The sequence below is a fragment of the Faecalicatena fissicatena genome, from assembly GCF_016900595.1.
Lineage (GTDB): Bacteria > Bacillota > Clostridia > Lachnospirales > Lachnospiraceae > Claveliimonas > Claveliimonas intestinigallinarum.
In genome coordinates this window covers 128462-148010 of record NZ_JACLYY010000007.1, presented here as the reverse complement: position 1 = coordinate 148010, position 19549 = coordinate 128462, and the positions used below count along the sequence as shown (strand labels likewise).

14 protein-coding genes are annotated in these 19549 nt (G+C 55.6%); all 14 read left to right on the top strand.

All coding sequences use genetic code 11. From position 1 onward, the window contains the following. The first annotated feature begins 183 nt into the window (after positions 1–183). The 14 genes from H7U36_RS09025 to htpG all read left to right on the top strand — a co-directional run bounded on the left by H7U36_RS09025 (position 184) and on the right by htpG (position 19514). The gene (locus H7U36_RS09025; protein ID WP_033126416.1) at positions 184–978 is read left to right on the top strand and encodes a Cof-type HAD-IIB family hydrolase; all 795 of its coding nucleotides are present in this window, start codon (positions 184–186) and stop codon (positions 976–978) included. Between the two features lie 99 nt (positions 979–1077). Next, on the top strand, positions 1078–2244 hold the full coding sequence (locus H7U36_RS09020; protein ID WP_191493348.1) for a galactokinase: 1167 nt from the start codon (positions 1078–1080) through the stop codon (positions 2242–2244). Between the two features lie 45 nt (positions 2245–2289). After that, positions 2290–3780, top strand: a complete 1491-nt coding sequence (gene galT, locus H7U36_RS09015) for a UDP-glucose--hexose-1-phosphate uridylyltransferase (protein ID WP_191493349.1) — start codon at positions 2290–2292, stop codon at positions 3778–3780. Beyond that, positions 3764–4060 (top strand): DUF4143 domain-containing protein, encoded by a 297-nt coding sequence (locus H7U36_RS09010; protein ID WP_243426736.1) that lies wholly within the window; start codon positions 3764–3766, stop codon positions 4058–4060. The genes galT and H7U36_RS09010 overlap by 17 nt, the downstream gene beginning before the upstream one ends. A gap of 118 nt (positions 4061–4178) precedes the next feature. Beyond that, positions 4179–5228 (top strand): glycosyltransferase family 2 protein, encoded by a 1050-nt coding sequence (locus H7U36_RS09005; protein WP_191493350.1) that lies wholly within the window; start codon positions 4179–4181, stop codon positions 5226–5228. Beyond that, positions 5119–7659, top strand: a complete 2541-nt coding sequence (locus tag H7U36_RS09000) for a YfhO family protein (protein ID WP_205156043.1) — start codon at positions 5119–5121, stop codon at positions 7657–7659. The genes H7U36_RS09005 and H7U36_RS09000 overlap by 110 nt, the downstream gene beginning before the upstream one ends. 32 nt (positions 7660–7691) lie before the next feature. After that, on the top strand, positions 7692–9254 hold the full coding sequence (locus H7U36_RS08995) for a H(+)/Cl(-) exchange transporter ClcA (RefSeq protein WP_191493352.1): 1563 nt from the start codon (positions 7692–7694) through the stop codon (positions 9252–9254). A 203-nt stretch (positions 9255–9457) separates the two neighbouring features. Next, entirely contained in the window at positions 9458–9790 is a 333-nt protein-coding gene (locus H7U36_RS08990) for a helix-turn-helix domain-containing protein (protein ID WP_033126410.1), read from the top strand. After that, positions 9787–10008 carry a helix-turn-helix domain-containing protein gene (locus tag H7U36_RS08985; RefSeq protein ID WP_052084085.1) on the top strand — a complete coding sequence of 74 codons (222 nt, stop codon included), beginning with the start codon at positions 9787–9789 and terminating at the stop codon, positions 10006–10008. The genes H7U36_RS08990 and H7U36_RS08985 overlap by 4 nt, the downstream gene beginning before the upstream one ends. Before the next feature lie 90 nt (positions 10009–10098). Continuing rightward, positions 10099–11274, top strand: coding sequence for a hypothetical protein (locus tag H7U36_RS08980; RefSeq protein WP_191493365.1), 1176 nt, complete (start codon positions 10099–10101; stop codon positions 11272–11274). A gap of 157 nt (positions 11275–11431) precedes the next feature. After that, a complete protein-coding gene (locus H7U36_RS08975; RefSeq protein ID WP_243426735.1) occupies positions 11432–12775 on the top strand; it encodes a sodium-dependent transporter in 1344 nt (447 codons plus the stop codon). Positions 12776–12983: 208 nt separating this feature from the next. After that, positions 12984–13688 carry an ABC transporter ATP-binding protein gene (locus tag H7U36_RS08970; RefSeq protein ID WP_191428984.1) on the top strand — a complete coding sequence of 235 codons (705 nt, stop codon included), beginning with the start codon at positions 12984–12986 and terminating at the stop codon, positions 13686–13688. 40 nt (positions 13689–13728) lie between these two features. Beyond that, on the top strand, positions 13729–17280 hold the full coding sequence (locus tag H7U36_RS08965) for an FtsX-like permease family protein (RefSeq protein ID WP_330637076.1): 3552 nt from the start codon (positions 13729–13731) through the stop codon (positions 17278–17280). Positions 17281–17453: 173 nt separating this feature from the next. Continuing rightward, the gene (htpG, locus tag H7U36_RS08960; RefSeq protein ID WP_033126405.1) at positions 17454–19514 is read left to right on the top strand and encodes a molecular chaperone HtpG; all 2061 of its coding nucleotides are present in this window, start codon (positions 17454–17456) and stop codon (positions 19512–19514) included. Positions 19515–19549 lie beyond the last annotated feature (35 nt).

Below are 19549 nucleotides of genomic sequence, written 5' to 3'. Positions count from 1 at the left end.
CATGTAAAGATAAAGTTAGTCCGAAACCGGACAAAAGTATTATAGTCCGAAGTCGGACAAAATGTCAAGAGGAAACAGCATTTACGAACCACTCCCGTCATGCTACAATAGAGACGGCCGCAAAGCCGGCAAAAAGTGCCAATGGCCGCGCGGCCGCGGAAAAGTCAAGAGGAGTAGAGAAAAATGGAGAGAGCAGTTTTATTTTTTGACATAGACGGCACCCTGCTGAGCGAGGTCACCAGGACGATACCGGAGAGCGCTGTACACGCTTTGGAGGAGGCCAGAAGGAAGGGGCATCTGGTCTTTATCAACACCGGCCGGACAGCCTGCTCTGTGCCGCCCGAGATCCGCAGACTTCCTGTGGACGGCATTCTCTGCGGGTGCGGCATCTATGCGGAGTACCAGGACCGGGTGATCTTTGAGGAGCACCTGGACGCGAAGGCCGCCGCTTCCATCGTGAGGATGGCGGAAAAGTGCAGGGTGGACGCTCTGTACGAGGGGATGGAGGATGTGTATTTCTCCTCCCGGGTATCCAGGTTCGACAGTCTGGAGAATACCAGAAGATACATGAAGAACAGGGGACTGGGAGTAGAGAGATACATCGAGCAGGGCGGCTGTCCCTTTGACAAGATCTTTGCCTACACGGACAAGGAGAGCAAAAAGGAGGAGTTTTTTGATTTCCTTACCGATTATATGGAGATCCTGGACCGGGGGGACAATACCTACGAGTGTATCGTGAAGGGCTACTCCAAGGGGACGATCATCGAGTACATTCTGAAGTACTTCGGCCTGGGCCGGGAACGCTCCTACGTCTTCGGGGACAGCAGCAATGACCTGGCTATGTTCCAGTACGGGGCCCACGGGATCGCCATGGGAAAGCACGACAAGGTGCTGGATCCCTGGACTGAATATGTGGCTCCCAGGGTGGAGGAGGAAGGCATCTGGCAGGCCATGAAGCACCTGGGCCTGATTGATTGAGGAAAAGCGCAATATTTTTATAGTTTCTACCATTATCCTTATAGTTTTTAAAGGGAAACCCTATTATAATTATAAAAAAAGAGAGAGGTGTATGTGGAAATGAAAGAGAAAGTGTTGAGTGTCTTTAAGGAAAAATACGGCGACGGCGGAGACATCCGCATGTATTTCGCCCCGGGCCGTGTCAACCTCATAGGAGAGCACACCGACTACAACGGTGGACATGTCTTTCCCTGCGCGCTGACCATCGGTACATACGGAGCGGCCAGAAAGAGGGAGGACCGAAAGATCCGTTTCTACTCTATGAATTTTAAGGATCTGTGCGTCATCGAGACCAGTCTGGATGAGCTGGTGCCGGACAAGAAGGCCGGTTGGACCAACTATCCAAAGGGCGTGATGTGGGCCTTCAAGGGCAGAGGCTATGAGATGGACTGCGGACTGGACATCGCCATCTGCGGCGACATCCCCAATGGCTCCGGCCTGTCCTCCTCCGCTTCCCTGGAGGTTCTGACAGGGACCATGCTGAAGGATCTGTATGATTTCCCGGTATCCATGGTGGAGATCGCCCAGATCGGACAGTACTCAGAGAACAACTTTAACGGCTGCAACTGCGGGATCATGGACCAGTTTGCCAGCGCTATGGGCAAAAAGGATCATGCCATTTTCCTGGATACCAATACTTTGAAGTACGAGTACGCGCCTGTGAAGCTGGAGGACGCCAAGATCGTCATTACCAACAGCAAGGTAAAGCACAGCCTTGTGGACTCTGCCTACAATGACAGGAGAAACGAGTGTGAGCGAGCCCTGGAGGATCTGAAGAAAGTGGTAGATATCGGCACCCTGGGAGATCTGACAGAGGAGGAGTTCGAGGCTCACAAGGACGCCATCAGGGAGGACGTCTGCCGCAGGCGGGCAAAGCATGCGGTGTACGAGAACCAGAGGACTATCCACGCCGAGGCGGCGCTGAAGGAGGGCAATGTAGAGCAGTTCGGAAAATACATGAACCAGTCCCACATCTCTCTGCGGGACGATTATGAAGTGTCCTGCGAGGAGATCGACGTGTTGGTGGATCTGGCCTGGAGCGTGCCCGGCGTCATCGGCTCCCGCATCACAGGAGGCGGATTTGGCGGCTGTACAGTCAGCATTGTAAAAAATGACGCGGTGGATACATTTATCGAGACCGTGAAAAAGGGCTACCAGGACAAGTGCCACAAGACGGCGGAGTTCTATGTAGTTGAGATCGGAGACGGGGCCCACCGTCTGTCATAGAATGTCACAGAGAGGGCGAGAGCCTGTATTTAGGAGGAAAAGGGAATGTTATATAAAAATATAAAGAAGCTTGTGGAGTACGGTATCCGGACAGGACTGACACCGGAGTGCGAGAGGATCTACACCACCAACCTGCTGCTGGAGCTGTTTAAGGAGGACGACTACGAGGACGTGTCCATCGAGGGCGAGGAGCTGGATCTGGAGCAGATCTTAAAGGAGCTGCTGGACGAGGCTGTGGAGAGAGGACTTGTGGAGGATAGCGTGGTCTTCCGGGATCTCTTTGACACGAAGCTGATGAACTGCCTTCTGCCCCGGCCGGCACAGGTACAGAAGACCTTCTGGGAGGAGTATGAGAAATCCCCGGAGGCGGCCACGGCATTTTTCTACAAATTCAGCCAGGACAGCGACTACATCCGCCGCTACCGTGTGAAGAAGGATATGAAGTGGAAGGTGGACTCCCCCTACGGCGAGATCGACATCACCATCAACCTGTCCAAGCCCGAGAAGGATCCCAAGGCCATCGCGGCGGCGGGGGCGGCCAAGGCCAGCAGCTATCCCAAGTGCCAGCTCTGCATGGAGAATGAGGGGTACGCCGGGCGCGCCAACCACCCGGCCAGGGAGACCCACCGCATCATCCCCATCACCATCAACGACAGCAAGTGGGGCTTCCAGTATTCCCCCTACGTATACTACAACGAGCACTGCATCGTGTTCAACGGCCAGCATGTGCCCATGAAGATCGACCGGAACGCGTTCATCAAGCTGTTTGACTTTGTGAAGCAGTTCCCCCACTATTTCCTGGGCTCCAATGCGGATCTCCCCATCGTGGGCGGCTCCATCTTAAGCCATGACCACTTCCAGGGCGGAAACTACACCTTTGCCATGGCAAAGGCGCCCATCGAGATCCCGGTCACTATCCCCGGCTATGAGGATGTGGAGGCGGGCATCGTGAAGTGGCCTCTCTCTGTCCTGCGCATCCGCCACGCGGATGAGAAGCGGCTCATCGACCTGGCAGACCACGTACTCCAGGCATGGAGAGGCTACACGGACGAGGAAGCCTTCATTTTCGCCGAGACAGAGGGCACGCCCCACAACACCATCACTCCCATTGCCAGAAAGAAGGGAGACATGTACGAGCTGGATCTGACGCTGCGGAACAATATTACGACAGAGGAGCATCCTCTGGGCGTATACCATCCCCACGCCCAGTACCACAACATCAAGAAGGAGAACATCGGTCTGATCGAGGTTATGGGCCTGGCCGTTCTTCCCTCCAGGCTGAAGGAGGAGCTGGAGATCCTGGCGGACTACATGGTGGAGGGAGGGGACATCCGCTCCAACGAGAAGATCGCCAAGCACGCCGACTGGGTGGACTCCTTCCTGCCAAAATACGACAGCATCACAAGGGACAATGTAATGGATATCCTGAAGGAGGAGACAGGCATCGTCTTCACTCACGTGCTGGAGGACGCAGGCGTCTACAAGTGCACTGAGGACGGCCGAAAGGCATTCATGCGGTTTGTGGAGACGCTGTAAATTCCCCAAAGCAGGCTATTACTACACGAATGACCGTGGATCCTGTGAGGTGGATTTTGTCATTGATACCGGAGAGATGGCTGTGCCTGTGGAGGTGAAGGCGGAGGCAAATTTGAAAGCAAAGAGCCTGAAGACCTTCCGCGACAGGTTCCATCCTGAGATTTCCGTCCGCACATCCATGGCGGATTATAAGAAAGAGGACTGGCTCATCAATCTTCCCCTGTATGCAATAGAGGAAATTTATGAGTGTGTCCGGCCAAATATGAAAGAGAACCTTTAGCAAATCTTCAACAAATTTTAAGATTTCTTTCCACGAATTATCACAAATTCAGTTTAGACTGGTTTGGAGATAAGGCAGAGGCCCCGAAGGGGCCTCAAGTGGAAAGGAGTCTTTTTTTATGCTTGAAGAGAAAAAACCGCTTATCAGTATCGTTGTGCCGTGTTTCAACGAAGAAGAGGTCCTTCCCCTTTATATAAAGGCAATGGAGGATATCATTGACAGGATGAAGACTGCGAAGGTAGAGCTGATCTTTGTGGACGACGGGTCCTCGGACGGCACGCTGGAGCTGCTGCAGCAGTTCCACCGCAGGAGTCAGAATTTCAGGTACCTTGCCTTCTCCAGAAATTTTGGCAAGGAGGCGGCTATGTATGCCGGCCTTCAGGCGGCCGCGGGGGACTATGTGGCTGTCATGGACGCGGATCTCCAGGATCCCCCGGAGTATATTCCCCTTATGTTCCAGACGCTGAAGAAGGGAGAGTACGACTGTGTGGCCACCCGGCGGGAGGATCGCCGCGGGGAGGCAAGGATCCGCTCCTTCCTGTCCGCTTCCTTCTATAAATGCATCAACAAACTTTCAAAGGTAAAGATTGAGGAGGGCGCCAGGGATTTCCGGATGATGAACCGGAAGATGACGGATGCCCTCCTGTCCCTGAGTGAGAAAAACCGGTTTTCCAAGGGCCTGTTCGGCTGGGTGGGCTTTAAGACAAAGTGGCTCCCCTACCACAATGTGGAGCGGGCGGCGGGGGACACCAAGTGGTCCGTGGCCAAGCTGCTGCGGTATTCCCTGGACGGCATACTCGGGTTTTCCACCATCCCTCTGTCCGTGGCCTCCTACGGGGGAATACTTCTGTGCGGCGTGGCCTTTGTCATGATCCTTTTTCTTGTGATCAAAAATCTCATCTGGCACGATCCGGTAGCCGGGTGGCCGGCCATGATGTGCGCCATCATTTTTATAGGCGGCGTTCAGCTTCTGTGCATGGGCATCATGGGACAGTACCTGGCCCGGGCCTACACGGAGATCAAAGACAGACCAATCTATATCTTAAGGAGTTCCAGCGATGAGGAAGATGAAAAGCAGCAGGAAAATTTTGTTTCCATTGGTACTTACAGCCATACCGATCCTTCTCTTTCTGATGAAAATATGCGGAGGGTATCTGGCCGGATCTGAGACGGACTGGCTCTCCCAGCACATTGTGTTCCCGGAGTATTTCCGCCAGAAATTCTATGAGACAGGCAATCTCTGGCCGGACTTTGCCATGGAGCTGGGGGGAGGGCAGAACATATGGAATTTCGCCTACTACGGGCTCTACAATCCTCTGTATCTGCTGTCTTTTCTCCTGCCCTTTGTGGACATGGCGGACTACGTCCAGGCAGTCATGCTGCTGACCTGGATCAGCTCCGGACTTCTGTGCTATACCTGGCTGAAAAACGGCCATTTCCGACAGGAGGACAGCTTTTTCGGCGCGCTTCTTCTGATCCTGTCAGGCCCCACGGTGTACCACACCTCCATGCAGATCATGTTTGTCAGCTACATGCCCTTCCTGCTTCTGACACTCATGGGCTATGACAGGTATGTGAGCAGGGGAAAATACGGGTTCCTGACAGCGGGGACCTTCCTGATGGTGCTGACCAGCTTTTACTTTGCCGTGGGCGGCGTGGCGGCTCTCCTTGTCTACGGCCTGTGCGGGTGGAAGAAGGAGTGGGCGTCCTCTCCCCTTGTCCTCATACGCTCCCTGTGGAGACAGTTTTATCCCGCCTTCTTCGGGGGACTTCTGTCCTTCTTCTACCTGGTGCCCATGTGTCTCGCCATGCTGGGCGGCAGGAGCGAGGAGAACAGCTACAGCCTGACGGACCTTCTCCTGCCGGAGGGCAATCCGCTGAAGCTCCTCTACTCTCCCTATGGGATGGGGCTTACAGCCATGGCGGCGGTTGTTCTGTGCGTCAGCCTCTTTTACCGTCGGTGCCGTGAGAAATACATGGCGGCCTGTGTCTGCCTGCTCCTCCTTGTGCCGGCGGCCTCCTATATCCTGAACGGCGGGCTTTACATACGGGCCAAGGCGTTTATCCCGCTCCTGCCCCTGGTCTCTTATCTGGCGGCGGCCTTCTTCGGATACTTCCGCCGGGGCATTATCGCCAGGAAAAAGCTGTTGGCAGGCTACGGCCTGGCGGCTCTTGTCCTGCTTTTGGGAAGCGTCCAAAGCGGCGTGCCGGACCGGGTGAAGATGCTGCTTGGGGCGGATCTTCTGCTCTGCGCTCTTTTGTTCCTGGCCGGGGTAAAGCTCTGGAGGAGGGCTGTGTGCGCCGGGCTTGCGGCGGTCATGGCCTGCTTCGCCTGCGTTCAGATTTCCTTTGCCAGGGAAAGCCAGGTGGAGGCCGCCTGGATGGAGGAATTCCAGGATCAGGACCTGGCGGACGCGGCCCGTCAGGTGAGAAGTGAGGACAGCGGATTTTACAGGATGGAGGTGCGGGGCACGAGAGAGCAGGAGAAGGCTGCCGACAACCAGGTGTTGACGGATGGGCAGAATCTGACTACCCTGTACTCCTCTGTGGGAAACAGCGCCTACGAGACCTTCCGGGAGGAGATCCTCCATCTGGCCCGCCCGGCCAGGAACGGGCTCATGCAGGAGTCCACGGAAAATCCGGTCTTTCTGCAGCTCATGGGAGTGAAATACCTGCTGGTGAGAGAGGACGATGAGACCCAGGTGCCGGAGGGCTACGAGAAGACAGGCCAGGTGGGAACTGTGGGAATATACGAAAACCAGGATGTGGCTCCCATCGGCTACGTGACAGACCAGGTCATCTCCGCGGACACCTTTGAGAAGCTGTCCTGGCCGGAGAAGTCCCTGGCCCTCCTGACCGTGGCGGCGGCAGGGGATGAGGACACTGCCTCTGCTTCCTGCCGGACGAGGGAGGCGGAGCTTGCCTCTCTTGCGGGAGACTACGAGGTGACCTCCGAAGGGGAGACAAGGAAGATTGCGCTGGAGGACAGACAGGAGGGGGATCAGTACCTCTTCCTCAGCTTTCAGGTAAAAAATAAACATCCCCGCCGGGATGTGTCTGTCTCGGTAAACGGGGAGACGAACAAGCAGAGCGCCTCCCGTGGCTACGCCTACGACAATCAAAATCAGGTCTTCTACTTTGTATGCCCGCTCCGGGAGGGGCAGTCCTCGGTGGAAATCACGTTCGGGGAGGGCAGCTATGAAATATCCGGCGTGGAGGCCTGGTACGGAAGCGCCGGGGAGAGCCCATCCCAGGAGGAATACAGCGACGCGGGGCTGGAGCTGACAGGGGACGGAGACGCGCTGACCGGCAGCTATACGCTGGAAAAGGACGGCTGGCTCATCACATCCATTCCCTTTGACGAACATTTCACGGTTCTTGTAGACGGGCAGGAGGCGGAAGTAAGCCAGGTAAGCGGCGGGTTCCTGGGAGCCCGGGCGCAGGCCGGCAGCCACCGGATCGAGATCCGCTATGACGCGCCGGGGAAGGCGGCGGGCCTTGCGGTTTCTCTCCTTGCGGCGGTTCTTCTGGGGGCGGACGCGCTGCGGAGAAGATGCGGGACGGGGAAAAGAGTAAAGCAAGTGCAAAATCGCCTCTGATATGGTAGAATTGTCTCCGGAGGAATGAGACGATGAATGAAAATAACAAAGACATATCAGCAACGATCCGGCGGGCGGAGCGCTTTCAGGTCATTCTGATCGGGGAGGGCATCATCGTGGGCGGTATCGCCGGCCTTGTGGTGCTGCTTTACAGGATACTTCTGGAAAACGCCGGGCGGTGGCTGCAGATGATCCTGAATTTTATAGAGGGAAGGCCTCTGTGGATCCTTCTGTGGTTTGGAGTGCTGGCCCTTCTGGCTATTCTCGTGGCAAAGCTGGTGGACTTTGAACCTCTCATATCCGGCAGCGGAATCCCCCAGCTGGAGGGGGAGATGATCGGAAAGATCGATCAGACATGGTGGCGGGTGTTGCCGGCCAAGTTCGTGGGCGGCTTCTTATGTATCCTGGGCGGCCTGGCCCTGGGGCGGGAGGGCCCGTCCATACAGCTCGGGGCCATGGTGGGAAAAGGAGCCTCCCGGTATCTGGACAGAGGAAAGACAGAGGAGAGGTATCTTCTCACCTGCGGCGCCAGCGCCGGCCTGGCCGCGGCTTTCCATGCGCCGCTGGCGGGCGTCATGTTCTCCCTGGAGGAGGTGCACAGGAATTTCTCGGTGTCTGTGCTTTTGTCGGTCATGTCAGCCTCACTCACGGCGGACTTTCTGTGCACGGCTGTGCTGGGGACGGACTCGGTCTTTCAGTTTACGCTGACAGAGACGCTGCCTTTGGAGTACTATGGGCTTCTCGTCCTTCTGGGAGTCGTGCTGGGCTTCCTGGGCGTGTTCTACAACTGGTTCACCCTGAAGGTCCAGTCTCTGTACAGCCGCATACCGGGGCTCTCCACGGCGGGAAAGATCCTGATTCCCTTCCTGCTGGCAGGCGCTCTCGGGCTTGCGGCGCCTCAGCTTCTGGGGACGGGGCACAGTCTGGTGGAGGAGCTGACAGCGGGCGGGATGGCCGCCGGGACTATGGCGTTCCTGCTGGTCGGCCGCTTTCTCTTCTCGGCGGTGAGCTTTGGCTCCGGGGCTCCGGGGGGCATCTTTTTTCCGCTGCTCATTATCGGAGCCTTTATCGGCGGCATTTTCGCCCAGGCGGGGAACTGGATCTTCGGTATAGACCTCCTCTATCTGAACAATTTTGTCCTCCTTGCCATGGCGGGCTATTTTACGGCTATTGTGCGGGCTCCCCTGACCGGGATCATTCTGATCTTTGAGATGACAGGGACTGTGAGCCAGCTCTTTTCCCTGGCAGTGGTGTCCATATGCGCCTATATCGTGGCCACGCTGATGCGGTCAAAGCCCATCTACGAGAGCCTCCTTGCCAATCTTCTCAAGAAAAGGGGAGAGCCCCTGCAGGAGGGCGGCGAGAAGGTGCTGCGGGAATTTGTGGTGAGCCAGGGCTCCGACGCGGCGGGGAAACTGGTGCGGGAGCTGGAGTGGCCCCGCGAGAGTCTGCTTGTGGCTGTAAAGCGAGGTGACAGGGAGCTGATCCCCAGGGGGAGTACCAGGCTTTATCCCGGGGACAGCCTGGTAGTCATGGCGGACGAGTACGACACCGCGGACGTGATCGGGCAGATGGAAAGGCTCTGCTCGGAATAAGAATAGAAGATCGGATCAGACATTGTCAAAAATAGGAACAGGGAATTCTCCACTGGCGATTTCAATACTATTTATGCATTGAGCCCAGTGGAGATTTTTTTGACTTCATTTTAAAGCATATGCATACAAGTATCTCTTAGGTGCATGTTAAAAGAAAACGCTTTCTAATAAAATGAATGTACAAGCGCCGGAGGTAGAGATAAATGGATTACAAAATGCTTGGGAAGAGACTGAAAGAAATACGGAAGATGCGAGATATGTCCCAGCAGGACCTGTCCTATGAGATCGAGTATTCCATTCCCCACATCAGCCACGTGGAGAACGGCAGCACAAAGGCGAGCCTGGACTTTGTCGTGAAGGCGGCCAATGCCCTGGGTACAACGACAGACCATCTTCTCTGTGACAGTCTGGAGGACTCAGGGAGCATTTACCTCGGCGAGATATCGGAGGAGCTGGAACAGCTTGACGGCGCCCAGCTGAAGATCATCCGGCGTATGATCCGAGACATGAAAGAGAACCTGGAGGAAAACCTGTGAGAACGAGAGTGGGGAAATACTGTGTGGGAGCGAGGATACGCCTGCTCCGAAAAGAAAAGAATATGACGCAGCGGCAGCTTGCAACAAAGATAGGGGTGGACAGGACATCCCTTTCTTCATATGAACACAGCAAGCGGATGCCGGACATATTTACACTCTGCAAAATGGCAGATGTTTTCGAGATCAGTCTGGATGACCTTGTGGGCAGAAAATTTTAACCGGGCAAGGGTGCAAAAACGGCTCCGGTATGGTATACTCCTTGGTAAGGTACAGTTTTGTCAGACAAAGATGGCAAGGAGGGCGGGAGCATGTTTTTCAGAGAGCGGTGCAGCCTTTGCGGGGGAAAGCTGGACAGCAACAACATATGCACAGAGTGCGGGCTGGACAACAATAAATCAGAGAAGCACTATCATGTCAATCAGAGCAGCTGCGACGGACAGCCGCTGACCCATGTGCATACCAAGTCGGAGTACTACAGCGGAAGCGCGGATCGGGACACCCGGAGAAAGTCCGGGGCCGGAGCGGGGGGCGCCGGCAGGGCCGCGTCAGAGGCAGAGCGGACACAGAGCGGGACGGGACGCTCCCAGGCCGGACGGACACAGTCCCGTGGCGGCGTGCAGAGAACCTGGGGAACCAGGGGGAGGAGCGGATATTACAATACCTACACTGCGCAGGAAGGGCGGGCCAGGAGGGCCAGAGGAAAGAAAATAGCCATTGTCATTATCATCCTTGTAGTGCTGATCGCCGTGGTACCTCCTCTTCTGGGAGAGTACATAAGTCAGAAAGAATATGAGAGCAATTCCTATTCATCCTATGATTATAGCTACAGTGATGACTATGAGTACGATCCCTACGCCTATGTGACCAGGGAGATCCCGGCAGAGGGGGAGAGCTATTCCCAGCAGTTCTCCCAGGGCGACTACGTGGTGGGCGTGCATATACCGGAGGGAACCTATGTGGCGGATAGCTCCGGTGAGGACTACATCTCCCTGTCTGTCGATGACAGCGAGAACGGGATTTATCTCTATGAGTCCCTGGATGCGGATACAACGCAGGTTGACGACATCCGCCTCTACACAGGCGCGGTGGTCACTGTATCGGGAGACGGCTATCTGACTCTGTCGGCGGACAATGCCCAGACAGGCCAGATGGGCGGCCAGGCCAATCCTCTGACAGAGAGCGTGTCTATCAGAGGCGGGCAGACGGTGACAGCGGGAGATGATTTCCCGGCAGGTGTGTATGACATCAGAGCGGCCTCCGGCTATGGCTCTCCGGAGATCACGGTCTACGATGAGGATGGAAATGAGCTTCAGACGCTGTACATCTGGATCTCAGACTCCTCTGTGACAGAGAGCTCCTACCTGAATGCAGTGCTGCCGGAGGGAACTGTGATCGTCAATGCGGACGAGGATCTGGATCTGGAGCTGACGCCCAGCCAGACTATTGGGTCAGAGGATTATATGAGCTATTATCAATACGATTGATGAGCCTTATGACAGAGAAAAAGAACACACAGACAGAATAGGCAACTTGCTTTTACAGAAGGCGCTGTGCCGGCGGTATATCCACAGGGCGCGGCGGCCTTCTTTGTCTGCGGGATAAAAAGGCGGCAGGCGCCTGGGAATGAGAAGGAGAAAGATTATGGCAAATGCAAACGGAACACAGAAGAGAGACTGGTGGAACTCCAGGACCGGGTTTATCCTGGCCTGTGTAGGCTCCGCGGTGGGAATGGGAAATATCTGGCTTTTTCCGTACAGGATGGCAGCCTACGGAGGCTCCTTTCTGGTCGTGTATCTGATCTTTGACGTGCTGCTGGGATTTTCCGGCGTGGTCGGGGAGATGAGCTTTGGACGCGCCGTGCGCTCCGGCCCTGTGGAGGCCTTCGGGACGGCCTGCGCGTCAAGGGGAGAGAGCAGGAGAAATATCGGGCGGGCCATAGGCGCCATCCCCATGCTGGGGGCGTTGGCTCTGGCCATCGGCTATTCCGTGGTGGTGGGCTGGATCGTCAGGTATATGATCGGAAGCGTCACCGGATCAGCCCTGGCCCATGAAAGTGTGGACGAATTCGGGGCTGCCTTCGGGCAGATGGCCAGCGCCTTTGGAAACAACCTGTGGCTGATCGTTGTCCTGGCAGTTACATTTGTCATCATGGCGGCGGGCATCAGCAGCGGCATTGAGAAGGCGAACAAGATCATGATCCCTGTTTTTTACGTGCTCTTTATCGGCCTGGCAGTCTACGTAGCCCTGCAGCCCGGCGCGGCGGACGGCTACAGATGGATGTTCACCATCCGGCCGGAGGCCTTTAAGGATCCCATGCTGTACGTGTTTGCCCTGGGGCAGTCCTTCTTCTCCCTATCTCTGGCTGGAAACGGGACGATCATTTACGGCTCCTATCTGTCGGACAAGGAGGACACGGTGAGCTCTGCCATCACAGTGGCCATCTGCGACACCTGCGCGGCCATGCTGGCGGCTCTGGTCATCATCCCGGCCATGGCCACCACAGGGGCGGTGCTCTCCGAGAGCGGGCCGGGGCTCATGTTTATCTCCCTCCCCCATCTGTTCTCCACCATGCCGGGCGGGCAGATCGTCATGTTCATCTTTTTCCTGGCAGCCCTCTTTGCCGGGCTGACCTCCCTTGTCAACCTCTATGAGGCCCCGGTGGCCACGCTCCAGGACAACCTGAGGTTTGGCCGGGCAAAGGCGGTCATTGCCATTGCGGTGGTGGGGGCGGTTGTCTCAGTGTGCATCCAGGGGATCGTCTCCCGGTGGATGGACTTCGTATCCATTTATATCTGCCCTCTCGGAGCAGGACTTGCGGGCATTATGTTCGCCTGGGTCTGGGGAAGAAAAGCGGTGGAGGATGCGGTGTCCACGGGCCGCAAGCGGCCCATCGGCAGGTGGTATTACCCCCTCTATAAATACGTGTTCTGCATCCTCACCATCGCGGTGTTTATCCTGGGGGCAGTCAACGGAGGGATTGGCTAAGGCCTAAGAAAAATCAGATTGTGCAACGGAAGAAGCCGTTCGGCGCGGACACTGCGCCGGGCGGCTTCTTCCGTTTTCGCCGCCCTTTAAAAATCTATTCTAAAATTCTTATAAACTTCCTTTTTCGGATAGTACAATCCTCCTCTCCGGTGTTATAATAGCACTATATAAGCAGAGGTATACCGGCTCGTATTAGGAGGATACATATATGGCAGAATTCGTGTCTCTGAGGGATGTAAAGAAAATCTATCACATGGGTGAGGTGGATATCGCGGCGGCCAACGGCATATCCTTTGACATAGAAAAAGGAGAGTTCGCCGTGGTGGTAGGGCCCAGCGGCGCCGGCAAGACGACGGTCCTGAATATCCTGGGAGGTATGGACACGGCTACCAGCGGCGAGGTGTGGATCGACGGGCAGGATATCACGAAGTACAGGGGAAAGGCGCTGACCGCTTACCGCAGGGATGACATAGGCTTTGTCTTTCAGTTCTACAATCTAATCCCGAATCTGACGGCCCTTGAGAATGTGGAGCTGGCTCTTCAGATCTGCAAGGATCCGCTGGACGCCAGGGAAGTTATGGAGCATGTGGGACTCGGGGAGAGGCTGGATAACTTTCCGGCTCAGCTCTCTGGCGGTGAGCAGCAGAGAGTTTCCATCGCCAGAGCTCTGGCGAAAAATCCCAAGCTTCTCCTGTGTGATGAGCCGACAGGCGCCCTTGACTACAATACGGGAAAAGCAATCCTGAAGCTTTTGCAGGATACCTGCCGTCAGAGGGGGATGACAGTGATCCTGATTACCCACAATTCCGCCATCGCGCCGATGGCGGACCGGATTATAAGGATCAAGAACGGCAAGGCGGAGAGTATAGAGATCAACCCGCATCCGGTGCCGGTTGAGACGATAGAATGGTAGGGGTTATATGAAGAAAAATATGTTGCGCAAGGATTTCTTTATGGAAATCCGAAAATCCTGGGGACGTTTTATCTCCATTTTTCTCATAGTGGCGCTGGGAGTCGCCTTCTATGCGGGCATCCGCTCCTCGGAGCCCTCCATGCGCATCTCCGGCGACGCCTATTTTGACAAGGAGCATCTCATGGACATCAAGGTCATGGGAACACTGGGGCTGACGGAGGAGGATGTGGAGGCCATAGAGGATGTGGACGGCATTGAGCTGGCGGAGGGGAGCTACAGCGTGGACGCCCTGTGCGATACGGGGGACACAGAGCAGGTGGTCCATGTCATGGCCATGCAGGAGCATTTCAATGATATCCAGGTGAGCGAGGGACGGCTCCCGGAGAAGGAGGGAGAGTGCCTCCTGGACGAGGAGTTTGCCCTCTCGTCAGGCTACGGGGTGGGAGACATCATTACCCTCTCCTCCGGAAGTGAGGATCCTCTGGAGGACAGCCTGACAACAGACACCTTTGAGATTGTGGGGATAGGGAACAGCCCCCTCTATATTTCCTTTGGGAGGGGCAGCAGCACCATCGGGAACGGTGAGGTCAGCGGCTTTATCGCTGTGGATCCTGACTCCTTCTGTATGGATGTCTTTTCTGAAATCTACGTGCGGGTGACAGACGCTGCCGGGGAGGTCGCCTTTACAGACGGCTATACCTCTCTGACAGACGCTGCTGTGGACGCCCTGGAAAAGATAGAGGACGAGAGATGCCGGGCCCGCCGGCAGGAGATCGTGGACGAGGCGGAAGCGGAGCTTGGGGACGCCCAGGCCACAGTGGACGAGGAGAGCCAGACGCTGGCAGATGCCCGGACTGAGCTGGAGGAAGGGCGCAGCCAGGCAGCCCGGGAGCTTGCGGACGCCCGGAAGGCCCTGGAGGATGCCCAGGCTCAGATGGACGCAGCCAGGCAGCAGATCGCCGACGGGGAGGCTCAGCTCTCCGCAGGCAAGGAGGAATTGAATACCCAGCAGGCGGCGCTGGACAGCGGAAGGGCGCAGTACGAGAGCGGCATGGCCCAGCTGGAACAAAAGCAGGCGGACCTGGACGCGTCGGAGGTGCAGTACCTGGCCCAGTATGCCCAGCAGATGCCCCTCATAGAGCAGGGGAAACAGGAGATCGCGGCGGGGAAGGACGCATTGACAACGTCCATCTCTGAAATGGAGACGCTGGCGGATCAGCTTTCTTCCTTAGAGAAGGAGCTTGAGGAAATCACCAATGCTCTGGATGAAGGGGAGAAAAAGTATGAGGAATACAAAGCGATCAAGGACAGCGAAAGAACGGAGGAGCAGAAGCAGTTTTTAGAGTCCTGGCCCGGTGAAGCGGAGAAGCTGCAAGCCCGGCAGGCCGAGAAGACCCAGAGTCTTGCTTATGCCGAGGCTGTGGAACAGCAGGCTCTTGACGCCCTGGCAGAACAGGGAGAGGGTTACGTCTATGAGAGCGCCCGGGAAGCAGTGGCCGGACTGCAGGGGAAAATGGAGGAGCTCCTTGCCCGGGAGCAGACCCTCCTTGACGGAGAACAGGCTCTGAACGATGCCGGGCAGCAGATCGCGGACGGGAAGGCTCAGCTTGCGGCCGGCCGGCAGACACTGGAGACGTCCAAACAGCAGATCGACGCGGGACAGGCTCAGATTGACGACGCATGGGCGCTCATAAGCAGCCAGGAGAGTGAGCTTGCCAGCGGCAAGGCAAAGCTGGCCGCGGGTGAGCAGGAGATCCAGGATGGCTGGTCCGATTACGAAAAGGGAGCTGCCCAGGCAGCCCAGGAGATCGCTGACGGAGAGGCCCGGATTGCCGACGGAGAGCGGCAGCTCGAGGAGGCGAAGCAGGAGATCGCGGACGCCCAGGCCGAGATTGACAAGATTGAAAATCCAAAGTGGTACATACAGGACCGCAGCAGCGCTCTCTCCGAGTACGACGGGTACGGGGATAACGCGGACCGGATGCGGGCCATCGGCCAGGTGTTCCCGGCTGTGTTCTTCCTTGTGGCGGCCCTCATCAGCCTGACAGCCATGACCAGGATGGTGGAGGAGCAGCGGATACAGATCGGCACTCTGAAGGCCCTCGGATACAGCAAGTTCTCCATTGCCGGGAAATACATAGCCTACGCTCTGACAGCCACTCTGGGCGGAAGCGTCCTTGGCGTCCTGTTCGGGGAGAAGGTGTTCCCCTGGATCATCATTTACGCATACAAGATCATGTACCAGCACATACCGGATATCCTTGTGCCCTATCACCTGAGCTATGCCGTGCAGGCCACGCTGATCGCTGTGCTGTGCACTCTGGCGGCCACCATTTTCTCGTGCTACCGGGAGCTGGCGTCCGTGCCGGCCCAGCTCATGAGACCCCCTGCGCCGAAGCAGGGGCAGCGCATCCTTCTGGAGCGGGTGAAGATAATCTGGAAGCATCTGAACTTCTCATGGAAATCTTCCATCCGGAACCTGGTGCGGTACAAGAAGCGATTTTTCATGACCGTGTTCGGCATCGGGGGCTGTATGGCCCTGATGGTGGTGGGCTTCGGGCTGAAGGACTGTATCTTTGTCATTCCGGAGCTTCAGTACAGCAGCATCCAGACCTACGACGCGGCAGTGTACTTTGATGCGGGTCTTTCCCCTGAAGACAAGGAGGAGATCGCGGACAGCGTCCGGGATGAGTCGGCTGTCAGCGATGAGCTGATGGTGCGCATGCAGAATCTGGAGGTGACGGCAGGGGATGAGACGGAGGAAGTGTATCTGACCGTGCCGGAAAGCCTGGATGATGTAGGGAACTTCCTGGATTTCCACAGCAGGACAAAGCCGGACGTCTACTCTCTTCAGGAGGATGAGGCCATCCTGACAGAGAAGGCGGCGGATGTGCTCGGTGTGGAGCCGGGGGATACGGTGACGCTGGAGGACGACGACATGGGCGAGAAGGAAGTGACCATTGGGGCTATCTGCGAGAACTATATGGGGCATTATCTCTACCTCTCCCCGGACTACTATGAAGAGCTGTTCGGGAAACAGGCTCAGTACAACGGCGTCCTGATTAAAGTGAAGGAGGGGCAGGAGGACCAGATCGAGAAGGTGGGAAGCAGCCTTCTGGAAAACAGCAATGTACTGAATGTCAGCTACACCTCCAGCATAGAGGATCAGCTTGACGACATGCTGCGAAGCCTGAACCTGGTCATCGTGGTGCTGATCATCTCGGCAGGCATGCTGGCCTTCATTGTCCTCTACAACCTGAACACCATCAACATCACAGAGAGAAAACGGGAGCTGGCCACCATCAAGGTGCTTGGCTTTTATGACACAGAGGTGGCGGCCTATGTGTACAGGGAAAATGTGCTGCTCACCTTCATCGGAGCGGTGGCGGGCATGATCCTTGGCTGGGTGCTGCTCCAGTTTGTCATCGTCACCGTGGAGGTGGATGACGTCATGTTTGGCAGGGTGATTGATCTTACCAGCTATCTGTACAGCTTCCTGTTCACGCTCGGGTTCTCCATGTTCGTCAACTGGGTGATGTACTTCAAGCTGAAGAAGATCGACATGGTGGAGTCTTTGAAGAGCGTAGAGTAGTGAGAAGGACAGAATTTATAGAAAGTTTATAAATTTAACAAAGTTATTAGCACTCATTTTTGATGAGTGCTAATTTTTTATTGACATTTGCGATTTCGGGTATTATCATAACATGCAGAGGGTGCGGATTTTTGTTCCGCGCAAAACAGATTGGAATTTAAGGAGTGATATAAATGGAAGCAAAAAAAGGCAGTCTGTCTATCAGCAGTGAAAACATATTTCCTATTATCAAGAAATGGGTCTACTCAGACCACGATATCTTTGTCCGTGAGATGATCTCCAACGGATGTGATGCCATCACCAAGCTGAAAAAGCTGGATATGATGGGAGAGTATCAGCTTCCGGACGGCTATAAGCCCCAGATCCATGTGGTTGTAAATCCTGAGGAGAAGACGCTGAAATTTATCGACAACGGCGTGGGCATGACAGCCGGCGAGGTGGAGGAGTACATCACCCAGATCGCTTTCTCCGGCGCCACAGAGTTCCTGGAGAAATATAAGGACAAGACAACAGAGGATGACATGATCGGCCACTTCGGACTTGGATTTTACTCCGCCTTCATGGTGGCTGACGAGGTTCACATCGATACACTTTCCTACCAGGAGGGAGCCACTCCGGTACACTGGACAAGCGACGGCGGCACAGAGTACGAGATGTCTGACGGCGACCGTCAGCAGGTGGGAACAGAGATCACACTCTTCTTAAATGAGGACAGCCTGCAGTTTGCCAACGAGTACAAGGTGCGTGAGGTGCTGGAGAAATACTGCTCCTTCATGCCGGTTGAGATCTTCCTGGAGAAGGCAAACGCGGAGCAGGAGTACGAGACCATCGATGAGGCGGATCTTAAGGATGACGACGTGATCGTAGAGCGCATCCACGAGGACGCCAAGATGGAGGAGAAGGAAAATGAGAACGGTGAGAAAGAGATGGTTGAGGTCTCCCCGGCCAAAGATAAGGTTAAGATCAACAAGCGTCCCGTTCCAATCAACGACACCCAGCCTCTGTGGACAAAGCATCCAAATGAGTGCACAAAGGAAGACTATATAGAGTTTTACCGGAAGGTATTCCTGGACTACAAGGAGCCTCTGTTCTGGATCCACCTGAACATGGACTACCCATTTAACCTGAAGGGTATCCTGTATTTCCCGAAGATCAACACAGAGTACGACTCCATCGAGGGAACTATCAAGCTGTACAACAACCAGGTGTTCATCGCGGACAATATCAAGGAGGTCATCCCGGAGTTCCTGATGGTGTTGAAGGGCGTCATCGACTGTCCGGATCTGCCGCTGAACGTATCGAGAAGCGCGCTCCAGAACGATGGATTTGTAAACAAGATCGCGGACTACATCTCCAAGAAGGTTGCCGACAAGCTAAGCGGCATGTGCAAGACCGACAAGGAGAACTACGAGAAATACTGGGATGACATCAGCCCCTTCATCAAGTTCGGCTGCCTGAAGGACGAGAAATTCTGCGACAAGATGATGGACTACATCCTCTTTAAGAACCTGGATCACAAGTACCTGACGCTGAAAGAGTGCGTGGAGGAGAACGGCGGAAAGCTGATCGATCCCAAGGCGGAAAAAGAGGAGCCAAAGGAGGGCGAGGAGAAGAAAGAGGAGCCCAAGACCACCATTTACTATGTGTCCGATGAGCAGCAGCAGAGCCAGTACATCAACATGTTCAGGAACCAGGGACAGGATGCGGTGATCTTAAACCACAACATTGACTCACCCTTCATCACGCAGCTTGAGCAGAGAAATCCGAACCTCCAGTTCCAGCGCATTGACGCGGATATCACGGACAATGCCAAGGAGGAAGTGAAGGAGGAGGAGAAAGAGGCCTTCCAGAAGACCACAGACTCCCTTGTGGAGACCTTCCGCAAGGTTATGGAAAACGACAAGCTGAACGTGAAGGTGGAGAAGCTCAAAGATGACAAGGTAGCCTCCATGATCACCCTGTCCGAGCAGAGCCGCCGCATGCAGGAGATGATGAAGATGTACGGCATGGCGGGCATGGATCCGTCCATGTTTGGCAGCGAGGTCACACTGACTCTGAACGCCAATCATCCCCTTGTACAGTTTGTGGCAGAGCACGGGGACAATGAGAATACGCCTGTCATCTGCAAGCAGCTCTACGACATGGCCATGCTGGCCCACAAGCCGCTGACTCCGGAGGAGATGACCGCCTTCGTGCAGAGGAGCAACGACATCATGATGCTGCTGACAAAGTAGGCTAAAAAGGCATATAAAAATGTATAGAAAATAAG